Origin of the sequence: Rhodococcus sp. 105337, from assembly GCF_012844225.1 — a bacterium.
Classification (GTDB): domain Bacteria; phylum Actinomycetota; class Actinomycetes; order Mycobacteriales; family Mycobacteriaceae; genus Rhodococcus.
Genome location: NZ_JABAGQ010000008.1, coordinates 185568 through 203161 on the forward strand (window position 1 = coordinate 185568; position 17594 = coordinate 203161).

Below are 17594 nucleotides of genomic sequence, written 5' to 3' on the forward strand. Positions count from 1 at the left end.
ACGCCCATGACCACCAAGATCACTGTCGAACGACCGGGAATGCTCACCACCGTCCAGGACTACCCGGGCCGCACCGGCTACTGGCAGCTCGGAGTCCCTCCGTCGGGGCCGATGGACGACCTGTCGTTCCGGCTCGGCAACGTCGCGCTCGGAAACCCCGAGGGTGCGCCCGGGCTCGAGACCACCATGGCCGGCCCGGCGCTCCGCTTCACCGAAGCCACCGAGGTCTGCGTGACCGGAGCGCCCGTCACGGTGCGCGTCGACGGCACCCCCGTCCCGCAGTGGCGGCCCGTCGTCGTCCCCGAGGGTGGCCTGCTCGACGTCGGGGCGGTGACCGGCCCCGGGCTCCGCGCCTACATTCTCGTACGCGGCGGACTCGACGTACCCGAGTTCCTGGGCAGTGCCTCGACATTCACCCTCGGCACGTTCGGCGGACACGAAGGCCGCACTCTCCGCGACGGTGATGTGCTCGTCGTCGGCGACGTCACCGCGGGGCGCTGCGCCGCGGTGCCCGCCGAGCACGTGCCCGCGTTGAGCAGCCACTGGGAAATCGCGGTGACCGAAGGGCCGCACGGAGCGCCCGAATTCTTTACACGCGACGACATCGACGCGCTCTACGCCACCGAATACGAGGTGCACTTCAACTCCGACCGCACCGGCGTCCGGCTCATCGGGCCGAAGCCGCAGTGGGCGCGCGCCGACGGTGGGGAAGCGGGCCTGCACCCGTCCAACATCCACGACAACGCCTACTCGATCGGCGCACTCGACTTCACCGGTGACACTCCGATTCTGCTCGGTCCGGACGGACCGAGCCTCGGCGGCTTCGTGTGCCCGGTCACGGTCGTCGCCGCGGACCGCTGGAAGCTGGGGCAACTCGCCCCGGGCAACACCATCCGTTTCGTGCCCGTGCGGTCGGAGCACGCGGCGTCACGCCGCGACCTCGGCGTTGCGCGACGCGCGGGTCTCTCGCTCGTGTCGTCGGCCGGAGGAGACGGCGACGACGGCGTGCTCGCGCGCCGCGACGGCAACACCGCCGTCACCTACCGGCGCAGCGGAGACGACAACGTGCTCGTCGAATACGGCGACATGACACTGGATCTGGCGCTGCGGGCCCGCGTCCACGCGCTGCACCAGCGTCTCGAAGGGGAGCGTCCGTCCGGCCTTCTCGAACTGACTCCGGGCATCCGGTCCCTCCAGGTCAAGGTGGATCCCGACGTGCTGCCCGTCCCGAAGCTTCTGGGTCTGCTCGCCGAAGCCGAGGCTGCCATCGGTGACAGCGACGAACTCGAAGTGCCGAGCCGGCAGGTGCGCCTGCCGCTGTCGTGGGACGACCCCGCGACGCGGGAGGCCATCCAGCGCTACATGCACGGCGTGCGCGCCGACGCACCGTGGTGCCCGTGGAACATCGAGTTCATCCGCCGGATGAACGGCCTCGACACGGTTGCCGACGTGTTCGACACCGTCTTCGCTGCCGACTACATGGTGCTCGGTCTCGGTGACGTCTACCTCGGAGCGCCGGTCGCCACGCCGCTCGACCCCCGGCACCGTCTCGTCACCACCAAGTACAACCCCGCCCGCACGTGGACACCGGAGAACGCGGTCGGCATCGGCGGCGCCTACCTGTGCATCTACGGCATGGAAGGACCCGGCGGCTACCAGTTCGTCGGCCGGACCACCCAGGTGTGGAACCACCGGCACCCGCAACCCGCGGGCGCGTTCGAGAACGGCACCCCGTGGCTGCTCAGGTTCTTCGACCGTATCTCGTGGTACCCGGTCGACCCCGAGGAACTCCTCGATCTGCGGGCCGACCTCGCGGCCGGCCGAGGCGGAGGCGTGGACATCACCGACGGTACGTTCTCCCTCGCGCAACACCGCGAATTCCTCTCGGAGAACACCGAATCGATCGAGTCGTTCCAAGCGGTCCAGTCCGTTGCCTTCGCGCAGGAACGGGCGCGCTGGGAAGCCGGCGGCGCATGACTGCCGCCGACACCCTCACGATTTCGGGCACCCGCTTCGAGCGCACCTTGCTGGCGCGCCCGGGCGCGGCGCCCGACACCACCAGCCGGGTCGTCTGGCTGCAGGGTGCGAGCCTGTACTGCGATCTTCGTCGGCCCGCGGCGGAAGTCCCGGTGCAGGCCCGGTCGCTGGGCGCGACGAGCATCGACGACCTGCTCGTCCTGGCAACCCAGGACGGGTTCGCAGGGCGTCTGCTCTCCCACGGCGGGCATGTGGAATGGACCCGCACGGTGGCGATCCACCCACCCGGCCCACACCCGGACGCGGGCAGTCTGGAACTGCTCGACGCCACGACCGTGGCCGAGCACGGTGTCTTCGAGGACTACCTCGAGCACTGGCGGATCGGCGCCACGTCGTCGAGCATCGACGAATACCTGCTCGAAGACATCGAGACCGGTGCTCCCGGCATCCTGATCCGCGTCGGCGAAGACTTCGCCTTCGCCCGCGGCCGAACCCGTCCGATCGGCGGGGCGCCGTTGCACGAGCAGGTCCGGGGCGCCGGCACGTTGTCGGCGGCCCGGGAATTGATGAACTGTGAAATATCGTTCGGGAGTATTGGACTCGGGGAGTGGCGTATTACCGCCTCCACGCTCCCGTTCCGGGTCGGCGACACGCTCGACCCCGTGCCGGGCGAAATCCTGTCGACGTCCGACATCGACGTCGACGGCCATCCGATCGTGCGCCGCTGGCGCCGACTCGATCTTCCCGAGACAGAACAGAAAGGCATGGCGTGACGTTCACCAGCATTCCGACCATCGACGTCACAGGACTCGTCACCGGCGATCCGGTGCACCGCGGCGCCGTCATCGCCGAATTGGGTCGTGCCGCAAGAGAAGTAGGGTTCGCGCAGATCGTCGGACACGGCATCGACCCCGCGTCGTTCGCGGCGGTGCAGCGTGCCGCCGAGCGGTTCTTCGCGCAACCGGACGATGTGAAAATGAAGGTGTACATCGGTAATTCGACCAACCACAGAGGATACGTCCCCGCCGGTGAGGAAGTGTTCGCGGGTGCGACTCCCGACCACAAGGAAGCCTACGACCTGTCGATAGACCTCCCGTCCGATCATCACCCGGACTATCTGGCCGGTAACCCCCTGCTCGGTCCCAACCAATGGCCCGAATTGGACGACTTCGCCGAACCCGTCTCCACCTACTACGACGCGGTCTTCTCGCTGGGACGACTGTTGTTGCGCGCCTTCGCCGAAGCGCTCGGAGAACCCGCGGACCTCTTCGACAAGCACGTGAGCACCCCGCCCGCCCAGCTGCGGTTGATCCACTACCCGCACGACCCCAGCGCCGCAGACCGTCCCGGCATCGGCGCCCACACCGACTACGAGGTGTTCACGCTGCTCCGGCCCACCGCCCCCGGACTCGAGGTCGTCAACGCAGACGGAACGTGGATCGACGTTCCCTACGCCGACGATGCGTTGGTGCTGAATATCGGTGACCTGCTGGAGATCTGGACCAACGGAGAGTTTACGGCGACGTCACATCGGGTGCGTAAGGTATCGCACGAGCGTTATTCGTTCCCGTTGTTCTTCAACGTCGACTACAACACGTGGGTCGAGCCGTTGCCTCAGTTCGTCACCACAGACGGACCGCGATACGACGGTGTGCGGGCAGGCGACCACCTGTTCGCGCAAACCGCGCAGAGCTTCACCTACCTGCAGCGCCGACTCGCCTCGGGCGAGATCACCCTTCCCGACAACGCACGACCCCTCTACTCGCTCGGACGCGAAGCTCAACGCAGCGCTCCTGCCGTCTGACCTCCTCATCTGGAGTTGCCATGATCATCACCGGTGTTGCCGTATGCCTCGTCGTTCTTCTCGGCGCAGGCTTCTATTCCACCCGTAAGGTCCGGGGCGATACGGGGAACTTCCTCCTGGCAGGACGATCCCTCGGGGCGCCGATCCTCGCGGTGCTGCTCATGTCCCAGGTCATCGACTCCAACGCGACACTGGGCAGCGCGGATCTTGCTGCCGGGTTCGGGTTCTGGGCCGGTGCCGCGATGCCGCTGGGCGTCGCGTTGAGCGTGCTGCTCGTCGGGCTGTTCTTCGCGAAGAAGCTGAGGGCTACCGGTGTCGTGACCCTGCCCGAGTACTTCGCGCAGCGTTTCGGGCGCGGCACCGAGATCACCGCTTCGGTCCTGACGGTCGGAAGCTTCGGCATCCTCCTCGCCGGCAACCTCGTCGCGCTCGGATACCTTCTCGAATACTTCGTGGGGCTCGACTACACCGTCGCAGTGCTGGTTCTGATCCCGTTCGTTCTGGCTTACACGATGGCCGGGGGAATGTTCGCAAGCGTCTACACCGGTGTCGTGCAGTTCGCGGTCATGGCGGTCGGCATCGTCTGCCTGCTGGGATGGGTGGCGTTCGGTCCCGGATTCTCGGCTCCGGAGGGGCTCGGCATCGGCGGTCTCGGGCAGCTCACCGATCCGGCGCAGGGTGCCGCGATCAACTGGGCAACGCTGATCGCCCTCGGCCTCGGCAACATCGTCGCGATCGACCTGATGCAGCGGGTGTTCTCGGCGAAGAGCCCGCACGCCGCGCAGCGGGCCTGCTTCTCGGCGGCTACCGGCATCCTCGTTCTGTGCGTACCGCTCTCGTTCGTCGCACTTGCGGCAATCTCCATCGTCGGGGACAGCGCCGTGGACGGCCCGATCCTGTACGTGCTGCTCGGCGAGTACGCCCCGAAGTGGCTGTCGATCCTGGTGCTGTCCGGACTCGTGACGGCCTCGCTCACCACCATCAGCGGCGTCCTGCTCTCCACCGCAACTGTCCTGGTACGCAACCTCTTCCGCGTCGGCGGCGAACACGCCGCCATGTCCTCGGACGTCATGCGGGCCACCCGGCTGTGCATGCTGCCCATGGCGGCGTTCGGAGCGCTGGTCGCGCTGCGCGTTCCGCAGACCGGCATCCTGCTCACCCTGACCTTCGACCTGCTGCTGGCGTCGCTCGTGGTGCCGTTCATCCTCGGGTTGTTCTGGAAGCGGGGTGACGGCCGGGCCGTCGCCGCGGCAGCGATCTGCGGCATCGGCGTGCGCGTCGGCTTCTTCGTACTCACCCCGACGATCTACGGCGTCGACAACACCCTGTTCTACATCCCGAACGACCTCGTCACCGCAGCCGCCGACGGCTGGACAACCTTCCTCGGGGCGATCGTGGCGCTCGTCGCCTACGTGACGGTTGCACTGGTCACCCGGCCTGCGACGAAGCCGCAGCCGCCGGTGGTCGTGCCGGTCGTGGCTCCCGAGCGGCAGCCCGTCGCGGTGTAGACGTACCCCAGATACGACGGCGCCCACCGGGAAAGATTCTCCGGTGGGCGCCGTCGTGTGTAAGAGGGTGTTGCTACTTCTCGAAGACGATGTCCTCGACGAGCGTGTGCTGCTCGACGGCGGACGGCGCCTGCATGCCCGGTGCCTGATCGTCGGAGTGCGCGGCCTTGAACGAATCGGAACGCAGCCAGGCGAGGAAGTCGTCTTTGGAATCGAACTCCATCGTGGACAGGTAGGGGAGACCGTCGGCCGCCGGACGGAGGAGAGTCGTGCGGTTGAGGCCGGGAACGCCGTCGAGGGTTTCGCGCATGCTGTCGACGAAGACCTTCTCGAATGCCTCTGCCGTCTCGGCGGGAACCTCGATGCGGTTGGTGATGACGTACACGATGGGGCCTTTCTCGACGGGCAGGACTTCTCCGGGAATCATACGCCGCAGGTGAACTGGGGTATTTGCGCGGTAAGTGGGGATCGACTCGCGGAACAGCGTGCGCAACTCTCCACTCACCGCGCGGCTGCGGCAATCCGGGAGCGTGCACGGGTGACGGCGCGTGCGAACCGGCCCGCGACCACCTCGAACCGCTCCAGCTCTGCCCAGTTCCAGCGGACTACTTCCAGTCCCAGGTCGCGCAATGCGTCTTCTCGACGTTTCTCGGCGAGGAGGTCACGACGGTCCCGGTATTTGATGCTGCCGTCGAACTCGCCGACGATGCCGAGGCCGTCCCAGAAGAAGTCGAGGCGGTACCGTCGTCCGTCGCGCACGACCACCTCGCGTTGCAGATCCGGTGCGGGTAACCCGGACTCTCGCATACGGATCCGCGACAGCGATTCACCGACGCTCTCGCTTCTCCCATCCAGAAAATCCAGAACCGACGCCGCGGCAGTCGTACCGGTGTGGTGTCGTGCCCGCGCGAGTACCGGGGCCAACTGCAGGCGTGTGTTCGGGTGAAGGCGTAGAGCGGAGTCTCCGGTTGCCACCGCCTGGTCGCGCGGCAGCGTGCGGGCGAGATCGACGACCGTCCTGGCGACCGACGTGACGGCGACTCCGCAGATATCCACGAGATCGTCATCGCCCCACGTCGTGTGGTGCGCGTGCAGGTGTGGCGTGATCCGCCCGTGTCGCGCCGGACGCGAGACGTGCACGCGGGTCAGAGGCACCTTCCAGATATCGAGACGATGGAGAACCGCCGCAGACACATGGCTGATCGCTTCACCCGGCTCGAGAAGCGAACCGACGTGGCGCGCGTGCACGCGGTGGCGCCCCGCCTCGTCGAGCGCGTCGTACTCGGTCCGCCGCAGGTAGACGCCGCGGGCAAGCGGGACGAGTGTGCCCGCGCGCAGCGCGTGCCGTATGTCGTTGTCCGACGCCCCTGCGGCCGTGAGCGACGTCCTCGTCAGCACTTCCGGCTCGTCCATGCAGCGGATCGTGCCCGATCAGGTCACGGGTCCGAGCGTTCGAAGGCAACGTACCGGCGCCCTTGTGGACAAATGCCGTGTCTGCGGACAAGTACGCGCGGATCAGAACAGGCGCGGAGTCGCGTGGGATCCGTCCCGGGCTTCGACGACCCGCGCATGCCACCGATCGACGAGCCACATCTCGACCAGCTCCGGTCGCGTGGCCATGGGACCGGCCCACGTGTTGAGCAGTTCGACGTACCGGTGATAGCGACGCACAGTGAAGTCTGCGACCGACGGGTCCTCGAGCCATCCCTCGTGCACGAGCGTCGACACGCCGTACTGGTCCAGCATCTGCGCGGGACCGGTGTCCGTGCGCGCCTCCACCGCCCACAGGTAGGTCGCCATCAACGGCACACCCACTCCCGGAGTGTCGGGCCAGCCCGACCAGGTCTGACGAGAGGTGTCGGGCAGCCCTTTCGTCTTGGCGCAATAGTTGAGGACACCTTTGATCTTCGCGAACGGGTGGCGACCCGCGGGGGTACGTACGTCGCGGACGTCGGGGAACCGGCGCACCGCTTTTCGTCGTGGATGCGCGCTGCGCCATGCCGCACACAGGAACAACAGACCGAGACCCTCATGGTCGGCATCGATCAGGTCGCTACCCAACCGAAGGTCGTTGCGCTGCACCACCGCAGTGCCGGTGGTGACGATGCGGCCGTCGAGGTTTCGTCCCCGCAACCGGATCTCGTGTCCCGCGTCCTCGAGATGATCGTTCCACCACTGCAAATCGACGGTCACGCCGTCGTCGAGCACCTGAAGGTCGAAGGGCCGTGCCCGGCACCACTCGGCACAGGCCTTCGGAGGCTCGAATCCTTCGTCGTACAGATGCATTCTTCCGAGCCTGCCACGTACGTCCGGAGTCACCGAGTCGACACACGCGGCAGCATCATCACAGCTCGGTTTCCATCCCCCGGAGTTGCCGTGCCCAGTCGAACTCGGCCTCGAGAAATGCTTCCCCTCCCGAAGCGAAAGCGTCGCGCAGGTCGGTGAGGGTGGCAATGAATTGGTCGATGCGCTCGCGTGCGGATTCCGGGGTTCCGGCGGCCTTGCGGGCGTAGCCGTCGGCGAGTTGTCGGGCGGACTCGAGGTCGCCGAAACCGCGGGTCTCGAGCAGCCTGTTTGCTGTCTCGCGTGTCGCAATCAATTCCTTCAGCATCGTGTTGCAGATTGCGACGATCTCGTCGACGACGTCAGGGTCGAGGCGGACGAACTCAGCCATGGATGTGATCCTTCCGAGTCAACCGTGTGTCAGGTCGAGAAGCGGTTCGATCGATGACGCGAGGTCATCGAGACCGCTGCACCATTGCTCTCTGGGTACGCCACGTGTGTGATCGGGGTAGTACGTGCGGCTGAAGATGACAATGCCGAACTCGGTCTCCACGGCGATCGAACAGGAATTCTGGTTGTTGTTGTCGACTTCCAAGAGCGCTTGCCGGCCATTTATGGTTGTTTCGGTTGCAATGAGTCGGTCTTTGGCGAGCTCTTCTTCGAGGGTTACGTTGCCTGCCAGAACGTTGAGCCCGTATCGGAAGAGCACGCCGGGGATATGAACGGTGCCATCGTATCCGCACGCCAGGAACGTATAACTTCCCATCGGATAGTCGGCTACTTTTCTGCTTCGCGGGTCGTACCCAGCCGCGATAAGAAGTTCGTCCGGAATATCCAGACACGGGTCGAACGTGATCTGCGGGCGACCCGAGTCGTCCACGACCCGCGGCGTCCTCGTCGTCGAGGTCGGGGTTTCGACAGCTTCCGGCTCGCTCGGCGTCGCCGCGCCGGATGCGCATCCCACCGCCGTCACCACGACAGCCAGCGATGCGACCGCTCGCACGACACGATTCCGCCCACCCACGCGACCCCCCGATCCGCTGATTGCCGCAGACGCTAGCACAGGGAACGCAGCGCCGTATCGCCGCGATTTGCGCGCTCAGCCGGGATCTACTCACTCAATAGCGTTGGCAGATAACAATCCACCGCGCAAATTGGATTGGAAGATTACCCGTTGGCGGCATCGAGCAGGCGCTGAATCTCGTCCTCGCTGATCCCGACACACGCGGCGGCATCATAGCTCGGTTTCCATCCCCCGGAGTTGTCGTGCCCAGTCGAACTCGGCCTCGAGAAATGCTTCCCCTCCCGAAGCGAAAGCGTCGCGCAGGTCGGTGAGCGTGGCAATGAATTGGTCGATGCGCTCGCGCGCGGATTCCGGGGTCCCGGCGGCCTTGCGGGCGTAGCCGTCGGCGAGTTGTCGGGCGGACTCGAGGTCGCCGAAACCGTCTGTCCGTGTGAGCCGCTCGGACTTAGCCCCCGCGGCCTTCAGCTCCGCGAGCATCGTGTTGCAAATTGCGACAAGTTCGTTGACGACCTGCGGATCAAGCCTTGTGTATTCGGCCATGATGACGCCTCCTCACTTCTCGATGAGAGGTTCGATTGCCATGACGAAGTCTGCGAAACCCGCGCACCACTCATGTTGGGGAACGGCCCGACTATGGTCTGCGTGGTAGATGCGACTCAGTATCACGATTCCGAAGCTCGACTGAAGGACATAGGCGCACGAACCCTTCAGGCTCGGGTCGATCTCCTGAAGCGCTCGTCGCCCGTTGACCGTCGTCTCGATAGCCACGTGCCCGTTCTTCGCGAGCTCTTCCTCGAGGGTGACATTGCCCGAAAGGATGATGAGGCTGTAACTGCTCAGAACACCGGGAATGTGGAGTGTCCCTCGATAATCGCAGCCGAGAAAGCTGTAGGTGCCCATCGGCATCTCTATCGGCCCCTTGCTCCTGGGATCGAAATCCGAAGACGCGAGCAGTTCGTCCGGGATATCCAGACACGGGTCGAACGTGATCTGCGGGCGACCCGAGTCGTCCACGACCCGCGGCGTCCTCGTCGTCGAGGTCGGGGTTTCGACAGCTTCCGGCTCGCTCGGCGTCGCCGCGCCGGATGCGCATCCCACCGCCGTCACCACGACAGCCAGCGATGCGACCGCTCGCACGACACAGCTCCACCCACCCACGCGACCCCCCGATCCGCCGATTGCCGCAGACGCTAGCACAGGGAACGCAGCGCCGTATCGTCGCGATTTGCGCGCTCAACCGGGATCTGCTCACGCAATAGCGTTGGCAGATAACAATTCACCGCGCAAATTCGACGGATTACCCGTTGGCGGCATCGAGCAGGCGCTGAATCTCGTCCTCGCCGATCCCGAAATCGCCGAAGCTGAGAATCCGGCCGATGGGCATCGACGCTGCCATGGCGAGGACCGCAGGATCGAGGGCCGGAGCCTGCCGGTCTCCCGATGCCACGAAGATCGTCGAGAGTGCTTCGGCAGCAGCAGGGTTGGCCAGAACTTCACCGATCGACGACTCCAACGTCAACGGCACGTTCACGGTATCGCCGGCGACTTCCGCAGTTGCCGTGACCCGGATGTCGCGGCTCGACGCGCCGACCTCCACGGTGTACACGCCGCCCTCCACCACCCACGTATCGACACGCGTGTCCCAGTAGGCGAGGTCCGATCGACGAACCGCGATTCGGACCTCCCGCGACTCGCCGGGTCCGAGAAATACCTTCGCGAATCCCTTCAACTCGCGGGGTGCCCGCGACACGGCGGACGACGGCAGCGAGACGTACACCTGCACGACTTCAGACCCGGCGCGGTCGCCGGTGTTGGTCACCGCGACGGTCACGGTCGGATCGTCACCAGCGGTTACGGCCGCGGCACCGTACTCGAAGGTCGTGTACGACAAGCCATGTCCGAACGGGAACGACACATCTTGGCGTCGTGCATCGAAGCCGCGGTAGCCGACGAACAATCCTTCCCCGTAGCGGACGTGCCCGTGCTCGCCCGGGAAGTTCGTGAACGAGTGAGTGTCCTCGAGCCTGAGCGGGATCGTTTCGGCGAGACGCCCGGACGGGTTGACGATGCCGAACAGCACGTCGGCCAGCGCGCCGCCCCCCGCTTGTCCGAGCAGAAACCCTTCGACGATCCCGGGCACCTTGTGCGCGAAGCCGGAGACCCGCACGACACCTCCGTTGGAGAGGACGACCACCGTGTCGGGGTTCGCCGCAACCACGTCGTCGAGCAGTCGTAGTTGCTCGGACGGGAGTTCGAGATCGGGGCGGTCGAAGCCTTCCGATTCGAGTTCGGAGGGGAGTCCGAGGAACAGAACAGCCACCTCGGCGCCGGCAGCGGCGTCGACGGCAGCCGTGCGGAGTGCGTCGTCGGCGGTACCGTCGAGCAAGTACCCCGCGGCAAAAGCGACATTCCCGGACGCGAGTGCGTTGATCTCGTCGAGCGGTGTGTCGATCCGGGTGGGATTGATCCGCGACGATCCCGCTCCCTGATACCTGGGAGTGCGGGCGAGTTCGCCGATCAACGCAACGTCGACGTCGAGAGGGAGTGGAAGCAGGGCGCGCTCGTTCTGCAGGAGCACGACGCTCGCTGCCGCAGCTTCCCGTGCGAGGGCATGGTGGTCGTCGGCGTTGTAGGTCGCGTCGGCGTCGGCGCGCGAGGCGACGCGGCCGACGAGGTCGACGACCCGCGCTGCTGCCGTGTCGAGCACCGTTTCGTCCAGCGCGCCCGACCGCACCGCGTCGACGATCTCCTGATCCGTGCGACCTCCGCTCGACGGCATCTCGAGGTCGAGGCCCGCTGCCACCGCAGCGACCCGATCGGCGACGGCGCCCCAGTCACTGACGACAAGACCGTCGAATCCCCACTCACCTCGCAGCACGCCGGTGAGCAGCCACGGATTCTGCGACGAGTAGACCCCGTTGATGCGGTTGTACGAGCACATCACCGTCCAGGGACGTGCATCCTCGACGACGCGCTGGAAAGCGCGCAGGTAGATCTCCCGTAAAGGTCGCGGGTCGACGTCCGCCGACACACGCATCCGGTCGGTTTCCTGGTTGTTCGCCGCGAAGTGCTTCAGGGACGCACCGACACCCTGCGACTGGATGCCCCGAGCCAGCGCGGTGCCGAGGATGCCGGCGAGCAACGGATCCTCCGACAAATATTCGAAGTTCCGTCCGCACAGCGGCGACCGCTTGATGTTGATCCCCGGACCGAGCAGCACGCCGACCTGCTCGGCGCGGGCTTCGGACCCGAGCGCAACGCCGACACGTTCCAGAAGGGCCGCGTCGAACGAGCAACCGAGCGCGACGGCGGGCGGAAAGCAGGTCGCCGGTACCGAGTCGGCGAGCCCGAGATGGTCGCCGCCCTCGGACTGCTTGCGGACACCGTGCGGCCCGTCTGTGAGCATGATCGACGGAATGCCCAACCGGGTAAGCGGTTTGGTGAACCAGAAGTTCAGCCCGCTGGTCAAGCCCGCCTTCTCTTCGAGAGTTGCTCCGGCGACGATGCCGGCGGGGGAGCGGTTCGGTGCGTCCTCGGTCATCGGGCTCCTTCGACGGGGCTTCGCAGCAGCGTATCCCCGTCGAAGTGGGTGAGTGTGTGGGTCGGGAATTCGGGTACCACGACAGGACCAGCCGCTTCCAGGAGGATGTCGATGGACACCGTGACAAAACTGCTCGATCGCGCCGGACGAACGTACGCGGAGGATGCGGGCATCACACTGAAAGACACCCCGAAGCCCTTGTTCGAGCTTCTCGTCCTCGCGTTGCTGTCGAGTACGCGAATATCGGCGGATATCGCCGTCGCTGCGGCGAAAGAACTGTTTCAGGCAGGATGGCGTACCCCGGAGGCAATGGCGAAGGCGCCACGTCCGGACGTGATTGCTGCGCTCGGACGCGGTCACTACGTTCGGTACGACGAGAGCACTGCCACTCGGTTGCGCGAGATGGGCGAACGAGTCGAATCCGAGTACCAGGGCGATCTGAGAAAACTGGCACAGCGTGCTGACGGTGACGCTGCGGCAGCGGCCCGTCTGCTGGAGGAATTCGACGGAATCGGACCTGTGGGAGCGGAAATCTTCCTGCGCGAAGTCCAGGACGTGTGGACCTGGCTCCGGCCCTACCTCGACAAGCGTGCCCGGCAAGGCGCCGAAGCGCTCGGTGTGCCCGCAGAGTCGGAGAAATTGGAGAAGCACGCGCCCGACGGCCGGTTCGCTCCGCTTGCCGCGGCGCTCGTACGCGTCTCGCTGGACGACGACCTACTCGAGGATGTGCGCGGCTGATCGGTCACGCACCTTCGACTGCCGCCAGGAGCATCTTCGCCGCTACCGAGATCAGCTTCGTCCGGTCGGCATCCGGGGGCCGGAGCAGGGCGATCCGGGAGCACAGACTCGCGGTGGCACCCATGACGATGAAGACCAGGTCGTCGAGTGCGTCGTCGTCGAGATCGGGGCGCAGGCGTGTGGGAATGATGCGCGCCAAGGGGCGGAGGGGGGCCTCGATGTCGGCCCAGGCGAAGCCGAACTCGGCCTCGTTCGAGGTGTAGGACACTCGCAGGACCGGGGCGTGCTTCTCGAATGCCGAGGTGAGCCCCTCCACGACCGTGACCATAGCGTCGAGAGACGCCTGGTCCATCGCGCGGGCGATTGCCGTCGACAGCGCCGTGGTGATGTTGTGGACGGCCGTCATCCTCAGTTCGTCGATGATGGCGTCCATGTCCGGGAAGTAGCGGTAGACGGTGCCGATGCTCACGTGGGCGTGTTCGGCGAGAGCCGTCGTACTGACGCGTGCCCCGGGCCGACGCTCGAGAAGCTCGTGCGTGGACGTGAGAAGGTGCGTACGCATCTCTCTGGCACGGCGCTGAGTCGGGGATGTTCGTACCCCTCTACCGGCCGAATTGCCGTTCGGTGTGCTGGTCACAAGAAATGAATAGTAAGTGAGGATTTCTCGTGTTTGCATGGAATGTATGAATCGACGCATTCCGCGCGAACTTGTCAACGCAGATCTCGCTGTGCGTCGCTACGGCGACCTCGGAAGCAGGTGGCTGGACGGGATGTGGCAGGCCGACCCACTGGCCGACGCGGTCGTCGCCGACGATTTCGGTTCCTCCTCGGCCACAGCCGAAGTACGCAGGGCGTTGGCAGACGGTATCCACGCTGTCCCGAACGCTCCCGAGTCGCTACGAGCGCTGTTCACACGCCTCGACGACGAACCCGAGTGGCTCGACCACGACCGCCTGGACCACGCTGCCGATGCCCTCATCCGTCACACCCCCGTGATGGGCATGGTGCTCGGGGCGGCGTCGCTGCTTCGGGGTGCCGCCAGTGAGATCGCCGGGAAGCCTCTCGCGCTGACCGGTCGTTACGTGAGTCAGCCGGCGGTGCGCTCCGTCGAGGTGGGGGAGTGGCTGCGGCATGTGATCGCGCGAGACGGAATGCGCCGCAACGGAGAAGGTTTCGCATTCACCGTCCGGGTGCGGCTCATCCACGCACACGTGCGCCGGGGCATCGTCGCGAGCGGACTGTGGGACGAGGACGCATGGGGTGTGCCGATCCCTCAGCCCTATATGGCGTTCACCATCGCCGAATTCGGGCACATCTGTGTCGAAGCGATGCAGACGCTCGGCGTGCGTTTCACCCGCACGGAACTCGACGACATCTACCACCTGTGGCGCTACGTCGGGCATGTGATCGGCATGAGCGACGAACTCAACCTGTGTAAAGAAGCCGATCACGTGCTCGTCGAGGAGTTGTACCGGTTGACCTCTCCGGGACCGAGCCAGGACGACCGAGATTTCGTGGCCGCACTCACCGACGACTATCTCGTCCCGGAACTCGCGAACCTCCTGCCCGGAAACGACCGTGTGCGAACATCTCTCGCTCGCACGCTGATGCACAGCCTGCAGCGTGTCTTCGTAGGTGACGCGGAGGCCGATGCGCTGGGGATCCCGGACAGCCCGCTCAAGCACGTGGTGCGCCGGGCCGGCCCCGCGCTCGCCCTCGTCAACCGGATCCAGGAGCGGCGCTACCCGGACAAGGCTCGGACCACAGCGCGGGCGTACAAGGTTCGGGACGCAGCGATGGACCGTATGCGCGTGGACTACGGCGTCGCCCACGACCTGGTGGACGCCGCTCCCCGTTAACCATCTGAAAGAGAGGAAATGCTCGCCGAATGGAGATTTGCGCGGCGAATATCGTGAGCGAATCTCCGTTCGACGCGCAGATCAGGATCTACACGTCCCTGTCCGCGGTATCGAGTGCGCGTGCCCAGTCGAATTGCGCGTCGAGGAAGTCCTCGCCTCCCGCCGCGAACGCGTCGCGCAGCTGGGTGAGAGTGTCGATGAATTGCTCGATCCGTTCGTAGGCGGATTCGGGTGTGCCGGCCGCCTTGCGGCTGTAACCGGCGGCGAGTTGCCGGGCGGATTCGAGGTCGCCGAAGCCGTTCGCGGAGACGAGATTTTTTGCTTTGATCCTTGAGTTTTCGAACTCGGCGAGCATCGTCTCGCAAATGGCGACGATCTCATCAATAACGGGTGGGTCGAGTCTCGTGAATTCTGACATGGCTCCCTTTGGGGTGGGCGGATCAACTACCGATGAATGGTTCAGCCGCTCGCACGAGAGGTTCCATATCTGCGCACCACTCATTCTGTGGAACCGCGCCGGCATGATCCTTGTTGTAGAGCCTGCTGAATATGACGATTCCGAACGTGCTCTGCAGGACGTATGTACATGCGTCCTTGATGCTCGGGTCAAGTTCTAGGAGCGCGGTTCGGCCGTTCACGGTGGTGGCGGTAGCCACGTGTCCGTTCTTGGCGATCTCTTCGTCGAGGGATACGTTGCCTGCAAGAACGCTGAGGCTGTATCCCCGTCTTACGCCGGGAATCGGGTCGGACTTCCGGTACGTGCAACCCAGGAACGTGTACGACCCCATCGGCATATCCGAAAACTCTTTGTGCGCCGCGTTGTAACCGGCCTCCGTCATCACGTCGTCGGGGAGGTCGAGGCACGGATCGAAGGTGACGGGAGGACGTCCGGAGTCGTCGACGACGCGCGGTGTGCGCACTTCCGACGTCTCGACAACCGTCTCGGCTCGAGCACGTTCGTCGGGGGGTGGTGGAGACCCGCATCCTGTCGTGACAGCTATTGCGGCCACGAGAGAACACGTCGCCAAGCCCCGCCTGCTCATGAGCCCCCCCGGATCCGCAGTTGGCGCCAGACGCTAGCACACCCGGTTCGGCGGAGCGGAACGAACTTCGGCGGAGTCCGCGCCCTCAGCCTGGTCCCGCAGAGAGGGCATCGAAGACGCGCTGAGCGAATGCCTGGTCCTCAATTCCCAGGATGTCCGCCCAGAAATACGCTGCTTCGGTGCCGTAGTCATGGCCGTGGCCACTGGGTACGTCAGCGGCGAACACCATGTCCAGGGTCACCTGCCAGAACGTCACGAACGGGATCCACGACATGCTCTTGTCGACATCGGCGCCGCGCTCTTCCCGGAGCCAATCGGGGCGGTTCAGGATCAGGTCGGTGGACCACCAGACGATCGGATCGCTCGGGTGCTGCCAGTACACGATGCGGGGGAACTCCCATTGGCGCAGTCCGGGAAGGTCGGTGAGATCTGCAGGTGTGGCGGCGAAGCGCACATTCTGACCGCCGTAGACGACGGGGAGGATTTCGCGGCTGCCCGGATCGCGCGAGTCGGTGATCCTGCGCCACTGCTCGGTGAAATCGGGGGTGCCCACCCACAGGGCGCCGTCGGTGCGGGTAATCATGTCCTGCGCCCCGGAGAACGCCGACTGGCCGCCGTACGATCCGAGGGATTCACCGAAGACCAGTAGCTTCGGCCGTGTGTTCGGGTCCAGGTCGCTCCAGCGGTCGTACACGGCTTCGAACAGTGCGCGACCGGCGTTGCGTGGGGAAACCCGGTCGGCGAGGAACGCCAGCGGACTCGCCAGAAAGGAGTACTGCATCGCGGCGATCGCCGAGTTCCCGTCCGCGAGGTATTCGAGGCTGGACGCGACGTCTTCGTTGACCCATCCACGTCCCGTCGTGGTGGCGACGGCCAGATACTCCCGATCGAATGCGTTCGTGCGGTCGAGTTCCGCCACCACACGTGAAGCCAGGGTGTCCATCTCTTCGGGTTCGGACTGTCCTCCGGCGTTCTCGATCGAGCGGTAACCCGCGTAGACCCGGATCGGCATCATGGCCGGCCTACCGGTGACCGCGCCGATCTCCTCCGGTGTCGGTCCGCCGGCGACGAACGTCCGGCCTTCGCGTCCGAGCGAGTCCCACGGTTGTTCCGACGCGTCGGATCCGGACCGGTCGGGCGACTGCGGTTGCACGACACCGGCTGCGGTGCCCTCGTCGACCACCTTCGCCGACCCGTCGGCGATACGCGTGATCCCGGCCGCGAGCAGGCCCTCGAGCGCAAGAAATACGACGGCTCCCACCACCACGACACTCACTGCCCGCGCGACGGGCACCGGCAGAATCCGCACGACCTGCCGAGTGATGAACTGCGCGACACGACGCAGACCTCGCCCTATGAGAAGGAGGATCAGCGAGAGGAACAGGGCTACGGCCAGCACGCCGGGATAGTCCCAGTTGCTTCCGCTCTCGATGCCCACGAGTTCGCGGCTGATGTTCTGCCAGCGCGACCCGAGCGCGAGGAACGTCGGCACCACCACGATCGCGACCAACGCGAGCAGTATCCAGAGGACCTTTGCGGCTTTCGGTGGCACTCGGACGTCGAATCCGCATTTGCGTATCCCCCATGCCACCAGGACGCCGATCCCGTAGCCCGTCACGATGCTGATTCCGGTGGCGACCCCCTGCAGATACCACGCACGCGGAAGTAGCGAGGGCGTGAGCGACCAGCAATAGAATAGCAACGCCACCACCAGCCCGAGGAAGCTGAACCGACTGAGCCACTTCATGATTCCATGCCGCATTCGCATGGGAAGGGAGACGCGTTCATGAGGCGCGGGGGCCGGAGTGGTGTCGGTC

At 65.6% G+C, this 17594-nt stretch carries 18 protein-coding genes; 6 read left to right on the forward strand and 12 right to left on the reverse strand.

Annotated features, from left to right (window positions below):
- The first annotated feature begins 6 nt into the window (after positions 1 to 6).
- From HF886_RS14555 to HF886_RS14570, 4 genes are read left to right on the forward strand one after another with little or no spacing between them, the layout of a single operon-like run.
- Complete coding sequence (locus HF886_RS14555; RefSeq protein WP_169652665.1) at positions 7 to 1977, forward strand: 5-oxoprolinase/urea amidolyase family protein; 1971 nt, start codon at positions 7 to 9, stop codon at positions 1975 to 1977.
- Positions 1974 to 2750, forward strand: a complete 777-nt coding sequence (locus HF886_RS14560; RefSeq protein ID WP_169652666.1) for a hypothetical protein — start codon at positions 1974 to 1976, stop codon at positions 2748 to 2750. Before HF886_RS14555 ends, HF886_RS14560 begins: the two co-directional genes overlap by 4 nt.
- Positions 2747 to 3781: an isopenicillin N synthase family oxygenase gene (locus HF886_RS14565; RefSeq protein ID WP_169652667.1), complete on the forward strand. Its 1035-nt coding sequence runs from the start codon at positions 2747 to 2749 to the stop codon at positions 3779 to 3781. The genes HF886_RS14560 and HF886_RS14565 overlap by 4 nt, the downstream gene beginning before the upstream one ends.
- A gap of 20 nt (positions 3782 to 3801) precedes the next feature.
- Positions 3802 to 5289, forward strand: coding sequence for a sodium:solute symporter family protein (locus HF886_RS14570; protein ID WP_169652668.1), 1488 nt, complete (start codon positions 3802 to 3804; stop codon positions 5287 to 5289).
- 73 nt (positions 5290 to 5362) lie between these two features.
- Here HF886_RS14570 and HF886_RS14575 read toward each other — a convergent pair whose 3' ends face one another.
- The 8 genes from HF886_RS14575 to HF886_RS14610 all read right to left on the reverse strand — a co-directional run bounded on the left by HF886_RS14575 (position 5363) and on the right by HF886_RS14610 (position 12137).
- Positions 5363 to 5716, reverse strand: coding sequence for an antibiotic biosynthesis monooxygenase (locus HF886_RS14575; protein ID WP_206037343.1), 354 nt, complete (start codon positions 5714 to 5716; stop codon positions 5363 to 5365).
- Between the two features lie 74 nt (positions 5717 to 5790).
- Complete coding sequence (locus HF886_RS14580; RefSeq protein ID WP_169652669.1) at positions 5791 to 6702, reverse strand: hypothetical protein; 912 nt, start codon at positions 6700 to 6702, stop codon at positions 5791 to 5793.
- A 102-nt stretch (positions 6703 to 6804) separates the two neighbouring features.
- Positions 6805 to 7575, reverse strand: a complete 771-nt coding sequence (locus tag HF886_RS14585; RefSeq protein WP_169652670.1) for a hypothetical protein — start codon at positions 7573 to 7575, stop codon at positions 6805 to 6807.
- Positions 7576 to 7633: 58 nt separating this feature from the next.
- Positions 7634 to 7963, reverse strand: coding sequence for a hypothetical protein (locus tag HF886_RS14590; RefSeq protein ID WP_169652671.1), 330 nt, complete (start codon positions 7961 to 7963; stop codon positions 7634 to 7636).
- An 18-nt stretch (positions 7964 to 7981) separates the two neighbouring features.
- On the reverse strand, positions 7982 to 8575 hold the full coding sequence (locus HF886_RS14595; protein ID WP_169622693.1) for a DUF3558 domain-containing protein: 594 nt from the start codon (positions 8573 to 8575) through the stop codon (positions 7982 to 7984).
- Between the two features lie 231 nt (positions 8576 to 8806).
- Positions 8807 to 9136: a hypothetical protein gene (locus tag HF886_RS14600; RefSeq protein ID WP_169652673.1), complete on the reverse strand. Its 330-nt coding sequence runs from the start codon at positions 9134 to 9136 to the stop codon at positions 8807 to 8809.
- 12 nt (positions 9137 to 9148) lie between these two features.
- Positions 9149 to 9793, reverse strand: coding sequence for a DUF3558 domain-containing protein (locus HF886_RS14605; RefSeq protein WP_346765374.1), 645 nt, complete (start codon positions 9791 to 9793; stop codon positions 9149 to 9151).
- Positions 9794 to 9893: 100 nt separating this feature from the next.
- Entirely contained in the window at positions 9894 to 12137 is a 2244-nt protein-coding gene (locus tag HF886_RS14610) for a glycoside hydrolase family 3 C-terminal domain-containing protein (protein ID WP_169652675.1), read from the reverse strand.
- Between the two features lie 111 nt (positions 12138 to 12248).
- Here HF886_RS14610 and HF886_RS14615 point away from each other — a divergent pair, with 111 nt between their 5' ends.
- The gene (locus tag HF886_RS14615; protein WP_240952689.1) at positions 12249 to 12875 is read left to right on the forward strand and encodes an endonuclease; all 627 of its coding nucleotides are present in this window, start codon (positions 12249 to 12251) and stop codon (positions 12873 to 12875) included.
- Positions 12876 to 12879: 4 nt separating this feature from the next.
- Here the strand turns inward: HF886_RS14615 and HF886_RS14620 are convergent, their stop codons facing one another.
- Entirely contained in the window at positions 12880 to 13437 is a 558-nt protein-coding gene (locus HF886_RS14620; RefSeq protein ID WP_169652676.1) for a TetR/AcrR family transcriptional regulator, read from the reverse strand.
- 121 nt (positions 13438 to 13558) lie between these two features.
- Here HF886_RS14620 and HF886_RS14625 point away from each other — a divergent pair, with 121 nt between their 5' ends.
- A complete protein-coding gene (locus tag HF886_RS14625) occupies positions 13559 to 14734 on the forward strand; it encodes an oxygenase MpaB family protein (RefSeq protein ID WP_169652677.1) in 1176 nt (391 codons plus the stop codon).
- 88 nt (positions 14735 to 14822) lie between these two features.
- Here HF886_RS14625 and HF886_RS14630 read toward each other — a convergent pair whose 3' ends face one another.
- From HF886_RS14630 to HF886_RS14640, 3 genes are all read right to left on the reverse strand, one after another.
- A complete protein-coding gene (locus tag HF886_RS14630; RefSeq protein WP_169652678.1) occupies positions 14823 to 15152 on the reverse strand; it encodes a hypothetical protein in 330 nt (109 codons plus the stop codon).
- Between the two features lie 22 nt (positions 15153 to 15174).
- Entirely contained in the window at positions 15175 to 15777 is a 603-nt protein-coding gene (locus HF886_RS14635; RefSeq protein WP_169652679.1) for a DUF3558 domain-containing protein, read from the reverse strand.
- Positions 15778 to 15862: 85 nt separating this feature from the next.
- Positions 15863 to 17524: an alpha/beta-hydrolase family protein gene (locus tag HF886_RS14640; protein WP_240952692.1), complete on the reverse strand. Its 1662-nt coding sequence runs from the start codon at positions 17522 to 17524 to the stop codon at positions 15863 to 15865.
- Positions 17525 to 17594: the final 70 nt, after the last annotated feature.

Coding starts and splice junctions, on each gene's coding strand:
- HF886_RS14615 (WP_240952689.1), top strand. CDS start 12,249: ATGGACACCGTGACAAAACTGCTCGATCGCGCCGGACGAACGTACGCG.
- HF886_RS14610 (WP_169652675.1), bottom strand. CDS start 12,137: ATGACCGAGGACGCACCGAACCGCTCCCCCGCCGGCATCGTCGCCGGA.
- HF886_RS14570 (WP_169652668.1), top strand. CDS start 3,802: ATGATCATCACCGGTGTTGCCGTATGCCTCGTCGTTCTTCTCGGCGCA.
- HF886_RS14600 (WP_169652673.1), bottom strand. CDS start 9,136: ATGGCCGAATACACAAGGCTTGATCCGCAGGTCGTCAACGAACTTGTC.
- HF886_RS14630 (WP_169652678.1), bottom strand. CDS start 15,152: ATGTCAGAATTCACGAGACTCGACCCACCCGTTATTGATGAGATCGTC.
- HF886_RS14580 (WP_169652669.1), bottom strand. CDS start 6,702: ATGGACGAGCCGGAAGTGCTGACGAGGACGTCGCTCACGGCCGCAGGG.
- HF886_RS14620 (WP_169652676.1), bottom strand. CDS start 13,437: ATGCGTACGCACCTTCTCACGTCCACGCACGAGCTTCTCGAGCGTCGG.
- HF886_RS14575 (WP_206037343.1), bottom strand. CDS start 5,716: ATGATTCCCGGAGAAGTCCTGCCCGTCGAGAAAGGCCCCATCGTGTAC.
- HF886_RS14555 (WP_169652665.1), top strand. CDS start 7: ATGACCACCAAGATCACTGTCGAACGACCGGGAATGCTCACCACCGTC.
- HF886_RS14625 (WP_169652677.1), top strand. CDS start 13,559: ATGAATCGACGCATTCCGCGCGAACTTGTCAACGCAGATCTCGCTGTG.
- HF886_RS14640 (WP_240952692.1), bottom strand. CDS start 17,524: ATGAAGTGGCTCAGTCGGTTCAGCTTCCTCGGGCTGGTGGTGGCGTTG.
- HF886_RS14560 (WP_169652666.1), top strand. CDS start 1,974: ATGACTGCCGCCGACACCCTCACGATTTCGGGCACCCGCTTCGAGCGC.
- HF886_RS14590 (WP_169652671.1), bottom strand. CDS start 7,963: ATGGCTGAGTTCGTCCGCCTCGACCCTGACGTCGTCGACGAGATCGTC.
- HF886_RS14585 (WP_169652670.1), bottom strand. CDS start 7,575: ATGCATCTGTACGACGAAGGATTCGAGCCTCCGAAGGCCTGTGCCGAG.
- HF886_RS14635 (WP_169652679.1), bottom strand. CDS start 15,777: ATGAGCAGGCGGGGCTTGGCGACGTGTTCTCTCGTGGCCGCAATAGCT.